The organism is Sorangium sp. So ce362, assembly GCF_051519845.1.
Lineage (GTDB): Bacteria > Myxococcota_A > Polyangia > Polyangiales > Polyangiaceae > Sorangium.
The window spans coordinates 3,715,227-3,727,373 of the sequence record NZ_CP150332.1 but is presented as its reverse complement, the minus strand read 5'-3'; the positions used below and the strand labels follow the sequence as shown (position 1 = coordinate 3,727,373).

The following is a 12,147-nucleotide window of genomic DNA, read 5'->3' as shown; positions in this document are numbered from 1 at the left end:
GGACTAGAGCTCGCTCGAGCTCTCGTCGCTGCCCGCGGGCTCCTGCGAGATCGTGCTGCGGACGGCGCGCTTTCGCTGTTCTTCGGCCTGCGTCGGGGCGCGCTGCTCGGGGAGGGACGGGGGGAAGTCGACCTGGAGCACGATCCCTTGATCGGTCTCGACCACGCGGTAGGTCGCGTCGGTCTGCGCGCGCAGGTCGATCACCATGTCGAGGTCGTTGCCCTGGTCGACGAGCTGCACCTGGGTCACCGGGGTCGCGAAGAACGAGGTGACGAGCGGGAAGCGGTTCGTCTGGATCGCCCCCGCCCCCTTCATCCGGTAGACGAGGCGCCCCGCGGCCTTCGACTCGGCGACGTCGACCTTGCCGCCGTGGATCTGCACGAAGACGCGCGAGCCCCCGGTCGGGAGCATGCGGAAGCCGGGGAAGGTGGCGACCGGCCGCCCGGTGAGATCCACCGGCGCCTCCTTCGGCTTCGGCTTGCGCGCGCGCGGGGCGCGCTTCCGGGGGGCCTGCGCGGCGCCGGCCGCCGCCTTCTGCGGGGCGGCGGGCTTCGCCGGCGCCGGGGCGGCGGCCTTCGGGGCGGCCGGAGCGCCCTGCGCGAGGGCCAGCGGCGCGGCGAGGCCGAGGGCCAGCGAGAGGCTCAGCGAGAAGCTCAGCGAGAGATGCCGGGGAGGTCGCACCGGACCAGTACAGCACGACCGCCTGGCCCGGAGAAGACGGCAGCACGTTAAGCTCGACGCGTGCCGCCTCGAGTCGCCCGCCTCTCGCACGTCATCGGCGTCGACGACGCGCCGTTCGCCCGCGACCACCGCGGCGACGTGCCGATCGTCGGGACCGTCTTCGCGGGGCTGCGCCTCGAGGGGGTGCTCTCGACCCGCGTCCGCCGCGACGGACGGAACGCCACGCCGGCGATCGCCGCGATGATCCGCGGCTCCCGCTTCTACGCTCAGGCGCAGGTGGTCATGCTCCAGGGCATCGCGGTGGCGGGGTTCAACGTGGTCGACGTCGCGGCGCTGCGCGACGCCCTCGCCCTCCCGATCGTGGTGGTGGCGCGGCGCCTCCCGAACCTCGACGCGATCCGCGACGCGCTCCTGTCGCGCGTCCGGGGAGGGCGCCGCAAGTGGGCGCTCATCGAGCGCGCCGGCCCGATGGAGCCCGTCGCGGGCGTGTACGTGCAGCGCGCCGGGATCTCGCTGGAAGACACGAGCGCGCTGATCGCGCGGCTCTCCGTGCACGGCCACCTCCCCGAGCCGCTGCGCGCCGCGCACCTCATCGCCGGCGGGCTGACCACCGGCGAGAGCCGCGGGCGCGCGTGACGCAGCGCTAGAGCTGCCGCCGGCCGGGGGCGCTGGCGGTGCCCGGCTTCTCGACCTTCTCACCGCGCCCGGTCACCTTCGAGTAGATGACGTCGAGGTTGGCGGTGATGTCCAGATAGAACTGAGCTTCTGGGCTGTAGAAGAAGCTCCGCCGCTGGCCGTCATAGCCGAGCTGCAGGTTGGTGTTGTTGTACCCGAGCGTGAGGTCGACGACCTCGAAGATCGGGTAGTTCAAGCTGACGTCGAAGGCCGTCTGGGGGACGTAGGTCGTTCCCTGGGAGCCGTCGTACGGGGCGCAGCCGGTCTGGGTGGCGACACACCCCTCTTCGAACTCGTGCTTGAAGTCGCTGAGCAGCCCGAAGCTCGTCGCCAGGGAGAGGTCCTTGTAGAGCGGCAGGTCGACCTGGAGGCTCGTGGACAGGCGATCGAGCGCCAAGGATGCCCCGGTCAGCTGATCGTCGGGCGCCACCTCCCCGCTCGGGGTCATCCGCTCTCGCCCGAAGCCACCCTTCACCGGCGTGTACGACTGCGCGAACAGGTGCGCGTAGGTCACGCCGAGCGTCGCCGTCAGGTTGTTGAGCCCGTCGGCCTTCGCGCCGAGCAGCTTGACCTTCTGGATGATCTGCGGGCCGACCGACACCGTGAAGTACTTGCCAGCGTTCCAGCTCGCCGGCGAGGTCGGCAGGGTCAACCGCAGCCGCATGGCGGCGTCCGTCTTGTACTCTCCTCGCTCCGCGCCACCGCTCTCCCAGAGCTCGCGGCTGTACCGGGCGTTGAGGGCCACGTCCTTGAACTGCGGCTCCCGGTAGTGCGTCGTGATGTCGCTGTTCGTGAGCTCGGTGACCCAGCCGATGTCGGCGGACACCGCGACTTTGTCCTTGGGCCGATCGAGCACGTAGAAGTTCGGCCGAAACGTGAAGTCCCAGCCGTAGACCTGGATGGCAGGGATGTACTCCCCGCCTACGCCGAAGAGGGTCGTGCTGCCGCCCTGGTTCCAGGTGAACGTCGACCCGCGCCAGCGCAGGGTCGTCTCTTCTTCGTCCTCCAGCACGGCGTCGGCCGCGGTGACCTGGCTCCACCGCACCGCAGGCGAAGCGGCCGGCCCTGCCTCGGGTCGCGGGGTCGCCCTGGGAGACAGCGGCTGCACCGGAGGCGCGGGCTCCGCGGGTGGCGCCGGCTCGGCGGGCGGAGCAGCAACGGGCCCAGCAGCGACGCCAGGGGCGCCGGGAGCCGCAGGGGCGCCGGGAGCAGGCGGGGAGGCTTGCGGCGCAGCAGGCGCCGGAGCGGTCGGCTGAGCTTGCTCGGCGGGCGGGACCGGATCGGTCGGCGGAGCTTTCGGCGGCTCGGGCGGCGTCTGCGCGGACGCCACCGAGATGCTGCCCAGGATACCGGCAGCCACAAGCAACGATCGGAACGTCATCTCCACTCCCTCTCCTGGTCGCTTCGGACCCTCACGCTCCACCGCGCGCCCGGCCAGACGTCCGCCCGCGCTCCGCACGCCCCCCGGCGTTCAGCCCGCCGGGAACCCTGCTCGGTCGGCCCCCTCTGCAGAAAACGTACCCTGCCCCAATAGTACGCCAATGAATGGAAATAATTGAGTATTTATGGCTACATCCGAGGGCGCGTTACCCCGCTGACGCGCGCCCCCGTTGCGAATGTGACGATGCCTGAAGTAAGCCAACGGGCCATGGAGCCGATGTCCTTCCCGGGCGACAGGGACTCGCCCCTCTCGTCGCGATCCCCCGGAGGCCCCCGCGGCGACGACGCGGGGGGCCTCCGGCCCACCGAGATCAACGCCCTCCTGGGCCGCGGCACGCACTTCGAAGGCAAGCTCTTCTTCGAGGGCCGGGTGCGCATCGACGGCAGCTTCCGCGGCGAGATCCGCGGCGAAGACGTGCTCGTGATCGGCGACGGCGCGCTCGTGATCGGGGAGATCCACGTGGTCACGTGCATCGTCACGGGCGGCGAGGTCCAGGCGAGCATCCGCGCCCGCGACGCCATCGAGCTCTACGCGCCCTCCAAGGTGACCGGCGCGCTGCACGCGCCCGCCATCTCCATCGATCGCGGCGTGCAGTTCGACGGCTCCTGCAAGATGGCGCCTCTCGAGGAGGAGCCGGGCGAGCGGCCTCTGCGGCCGCCCGCGGCGTCCTCCGAGCCCGACGCCGACGCCGTCGGACAAGCTGCGAGGGCCGCCGAGGACAGCGGCAGCGCCGCGCAGCGCGGCGCGGCCGCGAAGCGCTCCGACGCCGACCGCTGAATTCCGACCTCCGTCGAGGATCGCACAGTTTCTGTAACGTGCAGGGGTGCGGCTGCCCGCTCAGCGAGGTACATGTAGTGAGTGGCTGCGCTCTCGCCCGCCCGAGGCGCACGCCCACGACGTGACCGGCAGCCCACACACCGACGGACGTTGCTCGCACAGGAGAGTCCATGAAGAAGTTGTGGTCCCTGTCCCTGATCGCCTTCTCGCTCGCCGTCCTCGCCCTCTCGCTCTCGCCACGCATGGCCCGCGCCGCCGACGCCGAGTCGGAGAAGCTCGCGTCGCTCGGCAAGGCGCTCCGGTACACCCTGAAGACCACCGGGCCGGCCTCCGCGATCGACACAGGGGGCGCAGCGATCCTCGTCAAAGCGCCCCTGCCGGCCGTCCGGAAGCTCGTCACCTCCTACGGCAGCTACAAGACCTTCATCAGCTCCTTTGACCAGAGCCGCGTGCTGGCGAAGCGCAAAGGCACGAGCGAGGTCTATCTCCAGGTGCCGATCCTGAACGGCGCCGCGCACATCTGGACCGTCGCCGACATGTCGCCGCCCACGAAGGACGGCGCCGACGAGGTGATCTCCGGGCGTTACAAGCGCGGCAACGTCTCCGATTTCCGCGCCCGGTGGCGGCTCCGCGCCGTCGATGAGCACCACACCATCGTGAAGCTCGAGCTCTTCGTCGACCCGAAGCTCCCCTTCCCGGCCTCGGTCGTCACCACGCAGCTCGTCCGGGCGGCCGACAGGGCAGTGACCGCGGTGCGGACTCGCGCACAGGCCGCGGCGCCCGCCAGCGCGCGGGCGAGCACCACGGCCGCCGCCGCCCCCGGCGCCGCCGCGAGCGCGCCCGCGACCGCCCCGAGCGGCTCCGCCCCGGCCACGCAAGCCGACGAGCAGAGCCGCACGCCGGCGACTCCCGCCCCGCCGCCAGCGACCGTGTCCGAGCGGCCGCCGGCCGATGACGACAGCGTGCGCCGGCAGAAGGACATGGCGCGCCGGTAGCTCCCCTTTCGCCGACTGGGCATCTCCCGACAGAGCGCCCAGGCCGCCCGCCTTCCCCGCTGCCGCCGTCAAAGCTGCTCATGACTCTCGTCGTGAGGCCCCGTCGCCGTCGAACCGCCGCCGCGCACCGCCGAGCCTGTTGATAACCGAGGAGCGCCCCGGGCGTGCCGCGGCGCGCCCGCTTGCTTGCAATTCCGCGGGCTTACAGAGGATCGCTGCCCGGACCGTCCGTGGTTCTCAACAGGCTTTTCAACACGCTTTCCGAGCTTCCCACAAGAATTCCCACATTCTGCGGGAGTTTTTCAACAAGCCATGCGCCCGGCGGAGGTTGCGAGGGGACGGATGCATGAAGTAAAGCCTGTGCGGTGAGGTATCCCTTGCCGGACGAGCATCCACGCGCGCCGGCGCCCGCCCAGCGTCCTGCCGCGTGGGGCGCCTGCGCTTCCCAGGAGCGGCAGCTGGCCGTCTCGTGGTGGTGATCAGGACATCCCTGCTCATCGTCCCGACCGAGCGACACGTCGAGCGCGAGCTCGCCGCGCTCGACCTGCGCGACCCGCGCGCCGCGGGTCAGGAAGTCCGTTCACGGTGGAGCTTTGTCTCCGAGGCGCTCGCCCTGCTCGCACCGGACGTCGCCATGGCGAGCCCGCAGGCGACCCGCCTCGCCACGCGGCTCGCCCTCGATGCGCTGCCGCCGGATCGGCTCCGGCAGCCGCCCGAGCCCGCCGCGCGCGTCGCGCTCGCGCACGCCCTGGACCGCGCCCTCGGGAGCTTCCGGCGCGCCGGGACCTCCCCGGCGGATCTGCGGGCGCTCGGCACCGCTTATGCGCTCGCCATCGCCGAGGTCCTCGAGCGGGCGGACGCTGCCCTGCATGTGGCGCACCTCGTGGATCCGCGCTGCGCAGGGTTCCTGCTCGCGCGGGCGCTCCGAGCGGCCGGCGCGGCCAGCGCGCTGCCGCTCCCGCGCAAGGTCACGATCCGCGGCGCCGCCGCCTGGGAGCCCGACGATCTCGCCTGGATCGAGGCGCTCCACGCCGCCGTCCGCGCGCGGGACGGCGCGGGCGTGACCGTCGAGCTGCCGGCGCTCCAGGGCGACGGCGCGGCGGCGGTGGCCGACGCGCTGGAACGGCGCTGGGCCTCGCTCGACGATGCGCCGGAGATCGCGTGGGTGCCCGACCGAGAGGCGGAGCCGCTCGCCGCGATCGGCGCGAGGACCGCGGAGGGCGAGGCGCGCGCCGCCGCCGCCGAGGTGGCCGCGGCGCTCGGCCGCGGGGTGCCGCCCGAGCGGATCGCCGTCGTCGTGCCCGCGCTCGACGACGCCGCGCTCGAGCCGCTCCGGGCCGCGCTGGCCGACGCGGGGGTCCGCTTCTCGGAGCCGCGCGGCCGCGCCGCCGCGAGCTGCCCCGACGGGCGCGTCGCGCTCGCGATCCTCCGCCTCGCCGTGGGCCCGGTGCGCCGCGAGCAGGCGATCGAGATCCTCCGCGCGCCCGGGGTCCACGCCGGCGCCTGGATGGACCGCGCCTCGGTCGCCGAGGCGGAGAAGCGCTCGGCCGACCTCGCCCACCGGCTGCGCGACGTGCCGGTCGAGGTGGATCGCACGGGCCGGCTGCTCATCGAGAGCCTCATCTCGGTCGTGGCGGCCCGCCGCGAAGGCCGCCGCGCGGGGCCGCCGCGGACCGCCGGGCGGGGCGCGCGGCTCGAGGAGGCGGAGCTCGATCTCGGCCTGGCGGCGCTGCACGGCGTGGGCGACGCGCACGGCGATGACGACGATGAAGCGTGGATGCCGCACGCGCTCGAGCGGCTGCTCGCCAGCGCCCGCTGGATCGGCGAGGCGACGACGCGGCCCGAGATCGTGCGGCGCTTCCTGTCGCTCCTCGACAAGCTGAGCTTCGGGGAGCCCGGCGTCGAGGAGCTCCGCGCTGCGCTGCGCGGCGATCGGCGGAGCGGCGGCGCGATCGCGCTCGAGGCGATGGGTCAGGGCGCGCGGGCCGCGCGCGCGATCCGCGAGCAGGCCGAGGCGCTCGCGCGGGCGGCGCGCGATCTCGGCTGCGAGGACCGCCCCGCGTCCGCGGCGGAGGTCTACGCGGAGCTCGATCGAGCCGCCGGCGAGCAGGGCGCGGGGCCGCGCGGCGACGCGGGCCGCGCCGGCGCCGTGCGCGTCGACGTCGCCGCCGGGGTCACGGCGCTCGAGCACGACGTGGTGGTGGTGACCGGGCTCGAGGCGCGCGCCTACGGCGGCAGCCCGGGCGCCGACGAGACGCTGCTCGGCGAGGCGCTCCGCGCGAGGCTGCCGGCGCCGTGCCGCCCCGCGTCGGGGCGCGAGCGCCAGGCGGCCCAGCGCGCGGAGCTCGGCTGGGCGCTCGCCGGCGCGAGGAGCGTCGCCCTCTGCTTCACGCGGGGGGACGATAGCGAGCCGAACGAGCCGCACCCGCTCTTCGCGGCGGCCGTCGCGGCCGGCGCCCCCCAGCGGACGGAGCCGGCCTCGCGCGTCGCCCCGGACGCCGCGACGCTCGGGCCGCGCGACGCGGAGCTCATCGCCCTCGCGGGCGGCGGGCGGCCGGCGGCGGACATCGCGGAGCGGATCCGGATCGAGCGCGCCCGCGCGGACTTCTTCCTGGATCCGCGGGCGCCGATCGACCTCCACACGGGGCGGGTCTCGCTCGACGAGGATCCCGCGCTCGGCGCGCAGCTCCGGGCCGCGATCGGCGGGGCGCACCCCGACAGGCCGATCGCGGTCACCCACATCGAGCGCGCCGTGGGCTGCGCGTTCGCGGGGTTCGCCCGCCGCGTGCTGCACGTGCGCCGCGCGGAGGACCTCGCCGAGTCGGCCGACGCGCGGGAGCGCGGCACGCTGATCCACCGCGCCCTGCAGGCGTCGTTCGAGGCGCTGCGCGAGCTCGGCCCGGACCGCGATCCGGCCGAGCAGCTCTCGGCCGCGCGCGCGGCGGCCGAGGCGGCGCTCGGCGCCTCGGCGCCCATGGCCCCGCTCCGCCGCGAGGCGGTCGAGAAGGCGATCGCCGACGTGCTGGAGGTCGTGGTCCGCGCCATCGACGGGGAGGAGTCGTCGCCGGAGCTCCGCTTCTTCCTGGCCGAGCGGCGCTTCGGCGCGGGTGAGCCGGCCCCCTGGCAGCCGCTCGAGCTCCCCCCGTCGGACGACGACGCGGAGGGCACGGCGGGCGCGCCGAGCCTGTGGGTCGACGGCCAGATCGACCGGATCGATCGGTCGACCGATCAGCGCGTCGTGCGGGTCGTCGACTACAAGACCGGCAAGCTCCCCGAGGCCAAGGAGCGGCGGCGGGCGCTCCAGCTGCCGCTGTACAGCGCCATCGCGGCGCGCGCGCTGGGCGCGGAGGAGGTGCGCGCCGTCTACATCGGCGTGCGCCAGCGCGGGCTCATCGAGCTGTGGCCGCGCACGGCCGAGGAGCAGCGCGCGCTCGCCGAGGGCTGGGCGGAGGCCGCGCGCACGGCGCGCGCGGCGGTCGTCGCGCTCTGGGAGGGCAAGGCCGCGCCGCGGCCGGCGCTGGCGACGATGTGCGCGCGCTGTGACGCGCGCGATGTGTGCCGGCGGCCCGCGGTCGTGCCGATGGACGAGGCGGCGGAGGAGGTCGCGTGAGCCCCGCGCCGCACGGGGCGGAGCTCACCGAGGGCGACGCGCTCATCTACGCCTTCCGCCGCAACGTCGTGGTCGCCGCGAGCGCCGGCACCGGCAAGACCCACCGCCTCACGGCGCTCTACGTGCTGCTCACGCTGGGCCTCACCTCCGCCGGCCAGCCCGACGCCGCGTCCCCCGCGCCGCCGGTGCCGCCGGACCGCATCGTCGCGACGACGTTCTCGCGCGCGGCGGCGCGCGAGATCGCCCACCGCATCGAGCGGTCGCTCCGGGAGATCGCCCGGTGGGATGGCGAGGCGGACATCCCCTTCGCCGACATCCTCCGCGCGCGGCAGGCGGCGGTCGCCGCCCCGCGCGGCGCGGGCGGCGGCGCAGCGCTGCCCGTGGCCGAGCTGCGCAAGCGCGCGGAGGAGGCGCTCGCCCGCCTCCCGGCGGGGCGCATCGACACGCTCCACGGCGTCGCCAAGCAGATCGTGGACCGGCACGCGATCGCGATGGGGCTCTCGCCCTCCGCCCGGATCCTCGACGAGGAGGAGGCGCAGGCGCTCAGCGACCTCGCGGTCGACGAGGCGCTGAGCCGCGCGTTCGCCGAGGGGGGCGAGCGCGCCGAGGCCGCGCGCGCGCTCGTCGCCGCGACGGGCAGCGTCGAGGCCGCGCGGAGCGAGGTCACGCGGCTGCTCGACCGGCTCGACGAGGACGGCCTCGCGCCGCGCCGGCTCTCGCTGCCCGACCACGCCGCCGAGGCTAGCGCGCTCGCGCGGGAGCTCCACCGCCTCGCGGCCGAAAGCGCGGCGCTCGGCAGCGCGGCGTTCCGCGAGCCGGCGGCGGCGCTCGCGGCGGCGCTCGGCCGCGAGGGCGGCGCGCCCTTCCCCGCGAGCGCGGCGAGCGCCCCGCTGGTCGAGCTGCTCACGCAGCGCAGGCCGCACAAGAGCAAGTGCACGCCGGCCGACGAGGCGCTCCTCGCCTTCCGGGAAGCGCTGCCGGGTGAGACCCACCGCGACAAGGCGCAGCAGCTGCTCGGCTTCCTCCGCGAGGCGCCGGCGCTGTCGCGCCGCGAGGCGCGGATCGTCGATCTGCTGGAGGAGATCCGCGAGCGGCTCTCGGCCATCCGCCGCACCGAGGGCGGCCTCGGGTTCGGGGACCTCCTGCGCGCCGCCCGCGACGGCCTGCGCGACGATTCGGCGATCGCCGACGCGGTCCGCGGGTCGGTCGACGTGCTGCTCGTCGACGAGTTCCAGGACACGAGCGCTGTGCAGCGCGATCTCGTGTACCTCCTGCGCGAGCGGGACGACGCTGCGCTGGCGCGCCCGGCCGGCGTCGCCCCGACGGCCGCCGGCCTGTGGGGCCATGGGCTGTTTCTGGTCGGCGATCGCAAGCAATCCATCTACGGGTTCCGCGGGGCCGACGTGTCGATCTTCTGCCGCGTCTGCGCGGAGCTCGCGGGCGCCGCCGCGGGCCGCGCGCTCGAGCTCTCGCCTTCCCTGTGGTCGCCCGAGCCGAGCGCCGATTTCGTCGCGCTCCGCGAGAGCCGCCGGTCGACGCCCGAGCTGCTCGCGTTCATCAACGCGTTCTCGGCGCGCGATTTCGCCCAGGACCGCGCCCTCGAGGCGCGCGACGGCAGCCCGGGCGCGCCGCGCGAGTTCGAGATCGCCTACAGCGCGGCGGAGCACCTCGTCGCGGCGCCGGGCGGGGCCGCGCAGGGCCCGACGGAGGTCGCGCTCATCGACGACGACGGCAGCGCCGCGGACGGGGTCGACGCGCTCGTCCGCGACGCGCGGGGGCAGCTGCGTGAGGCGCTGATCGCGGCCGCATACATCGCGCGGCGCGTCCGCGGCGCGGGCGCGGCCGAGCAAGCGGGCGGCGATCTGCGCTTCCGCGACGTCGCCGTGCTCGCCCGGCGCCGGAGCACGATCCCGCTCGTCGAGCTCGCCCTCGCGCGCCTCGAGATCCCGTACGTGGTGGCGGGTCGCGCGCTCTTCGATGCGGCCGAGGTGCGCGACGTGGCCGCGATCCTCCGCCTGCTCCTCGACCCGCGCGATCGACTGGCGCTCGCGACGGTCCTTCGCGGCCCGATGGTGGCGCTCTCCGACACGGCGCTCGCGGTCCTCGCGCCTCCTGGCCGCGGCCTCACGGTCCCGCTGCTCGGCCGCTGGCCGAGCGCCGCCGGGGCGCAGGGGGGCCGGGCACCCTGGCCGGAGGACGATGGGCCCGGCGACGCGCGCCCCCTCCCCGCGCTCGCGCGGCTGTCCGCGGCGGATCGCGAGCGCCTCGAGGCGTTCCGCGCCCGCTTCGCCGGGCTGCGCCGCGCGGCGCTCCGCTCGACGCCTGGCGAGGCGATCCGCGCCGCGGTCTCCGCGTTCGATCTCGACCGCGTCCTCGCCGCGCTCCCCCGCGCCCAGGCCCGGCTCGGCAACGTCGATCGGCTGATCTCCATCGCCCGCCGGCGGGGGGGCTCGCTCGCGAGCTTCGCTCGCTGGCTAGAGCGCCGGATCCGCGACGAGGCGGACGAGCCGGAGGCCGCCGTCTTCTCACCCGAGGACGACGCCGTGCGGCTCACGACGATCCACGCCAGCAAGGGGCTCGATTTCCCGGCCGTGGTGCTCCTGGATCTCAACGCGGAGCCCCGCGCGGATCTGCCCGGCCTGAGCTACATCCCCGGCGCGAGCGACCGCCCAGCCGCGCTGCTCGTGCGCCACCACGCGCGGCGCGTCGACAGGTCGTCGCGGCTCGGCTCGCTCCACGACGTCGAGGGGTCGGCGCACGGGCCGTCGTTGCCCCTCAGCACGCCCACGCTCCACGCGGCGCGCGCCGAGGCGCGGGCGCGGGAGCGGGCCGAGCGACAGCGGCTCACGTACGTCGCGATCACCCGTGCCCGACGCGAGCTCGTGCTCGTCGGCGCCGCGGTCAAGCCGCGCGGCGGCTCGGCGTGGCTCACGCTGAAGGGGACGGCGAACGCCGAGGCTCCCTCGCCGCTCGCCGGCACGATCGGCGCAACGCTCGAGGCCCGCGCGTTGCTCGCGGAGGCCAGGCCGCCGGCGCCTGGCACCGACGCTTACGCGCGCGCCGCGCCGCTCCCCCGGGCCGCGCCGGCGACGGAGCCCGCGCGCGCGCAGACCGTGCTGATCGCGACCGCGTCGCTCGCGACGCTCCAGGCGTGCTCGCGCCGCTTCCGACTGAGGCACCTCCTCGGGATCAGCGAGCCCCCGGGCGAGGGTCAGCTCGGCCTGTTCGACGTCGAGGGCCCGCCTGAGCTGCCGGGCGAGGAGCGTGTCGAGCTCGACGACGGCGCCGACCCTCGCCCTCCTGGCCGCGCCGCGCACCGCGTGCTCCAGCGCTGGCCGCGCGCGCGCTGGGGTGAACCGACCGAGGCTGCGGACATCGTCGCGCGGCTCGCCTTCGAGGGGCTCGCGCCTCATGGCCCGGACACGCCGCGCATCGCCGAAGGCATCGCCCGCTTCCTGGGGGGGCCCTATGCGCGGGAGGTGCGCGGCGAGGAGGCGGCGCTCCTCCGGGAGGAGGCGCTCGTGCTCGATATCGACCCCCAGAGCGCCGGAGAGCGGCGCGGGGCGAGGCTCGCGCTGGCGCTCGCGCTCGATCTGGTGGTGCTGCATCCGAGCGGGCTCGTCGATGTCATCGAGTACAAGCGCGCGCGACCTCGGGCGGATCTCGCGCCCTACGAGCTCCGCCTGCGGGCGTACGCGCTCGCGTTGCGGAGGCGCCATCCGGACCGCCCGATCCGCGCGGGTGTGCTGTTCGTCGGCGCCGAGGTGGAGCCCGTGTGGCTCAAGGCCTCGGGCCCCGTGGGCTCGATCGCCGACGAGGAGCATGCGCGGTTCGAGCGCGAGCTCGCCCGGCTCGCCGAGCGCTTCTCCGAGGCGGGGGCCGAGGGTCGCTTCGACGGGATCCCGGTCGAGGCGTGCCGCAGGCTGCGCTGCGGGTTCGTCCGCGCGTGCCACGGTTAGCCGCCGCGC

7 protein-coding genes are annotated in these 12,147 nt (G+C 75.3%); 5 read left to right on the top strand and 2 right to left on the bottom strand.

What is annotated here, in order from left to right; all coding sequences use genetic code 11:
• Positions 1–3: 3 nt before the first annotated feature.
• Positions 4–681: a hypothetical protein gene (locus WMF17_RS14655; RefSeq protein WP_437650043.1), complete on the bottom strand. Its 678-nt coding sequence runs from the start codon at positions 679–681 to the stop codon at positions 4–6.
• A 60-nt stretch (positions 682–741) separates the two neighbouring features.
• On the opposite strand from WMF17_RS14655, the gene WMF17_RS14650 reads away from it, so the two are divergent.
• Positions 742–1,317: a DUF99 family protein gene (locus WMF17_RS14650; protein ID WP_437650042.1), complete on the top strand. Its 576-nt coding sequence runs from the start codon at positions 742–744 to the stop codon at positions 1,315–1,317.
• A gap of 7 nt (positions 1,318–1,324) precedes the next feature.
• On the opposite strand, the gene WMF17_RS14645 is transcribed toward WMF17_RS14650, so the two are convergent.
• Positions 1,325–2,401, bottom strand: a complete 1,077-nt coding sequence (locus WMF17_RS14645) for a hypothetical protein (RefSeq protein WP_437650040.1) — start codon at positions 2,399–2,401, stop codon at positions 1,325–1,327.
• Between the two features lie 603 nt (positions 2,402–3,004).
• Here WMF17_RS14645 and WMF17_RS14640 point away from each other — a divergent pair.
• The 4 genes from WMF17_RS14640 to WMF17_RS14625 all read left to right on the top strand — a co-directional run bounded on the left by WMF17_RS14640 (position 3,005) and on the right by WMF17_RS14625 (position 12,138).
• Positions 3,005–3,574, top strand: coding sequence for a bactofilin family protein (locus WMF17_RS14640; protein ID WP_437602665.1), 570 nt, complete (start codon positions 3,005–3,007; stop codon positions 3,572–3,574).
• Positions 3,575–3,744: 170 nt separating this feature from the next.
• Positions 3,745–4,569, top strand: coding sequence for an SRPBCC family protein (locus tag WMF17_RS14635; protein WP_437602664.1), 825 nt, complete (start codon positions 3,745–3,747; stop codon positions 4,567–4,569).
• 475 nt (positions 4,570–5,044) lie between these two features.
• Positions 5,045–8,179: a PD-(D/E)XK nuclease family protein gene (locus WMF17_RS14630; RefSeq protein WP_437650039.1), complete on the top strand. Its 3,135-nt coding sequence runs from the start codon at positions 5,045–5,047 to the stop codon at positions 8,177–8,179.
• Positions 8,176–12,138, top strand: a complete 3,963-nt coding sequence (locus WMF17_RS14625) for a UvrD-helicase domain-containing protein (RefSeq protein WP_437650038.1) — start codon at positions 8,176–8,178, stop codon at positions 12,136–12,138. The genes WMF17_RS14630 and WMF17_RS14625 overlap by 4 nt, the downstream gene beginning before the upstream one ends.
• Positions 12,139–12,147: the final 9 nt, after the last annotated feature.

Coding starts and splice junctions, on each gene's coding strand:
- WMF17_RS14635 (WP_437602664.1), top strand. CDS start 3,745: ATGAAGAAGTTGTGGTCCCTGTCCCTGATCGCCTTCTCGCTCGCCGTC.
- WMF17_RS14640 (WP_437602665.1), top strand. CDS start 3,005: ATGGAGCCGATGTCCTTCCCGGGCGACAGGGACTCGCCCCTCTCGTCG.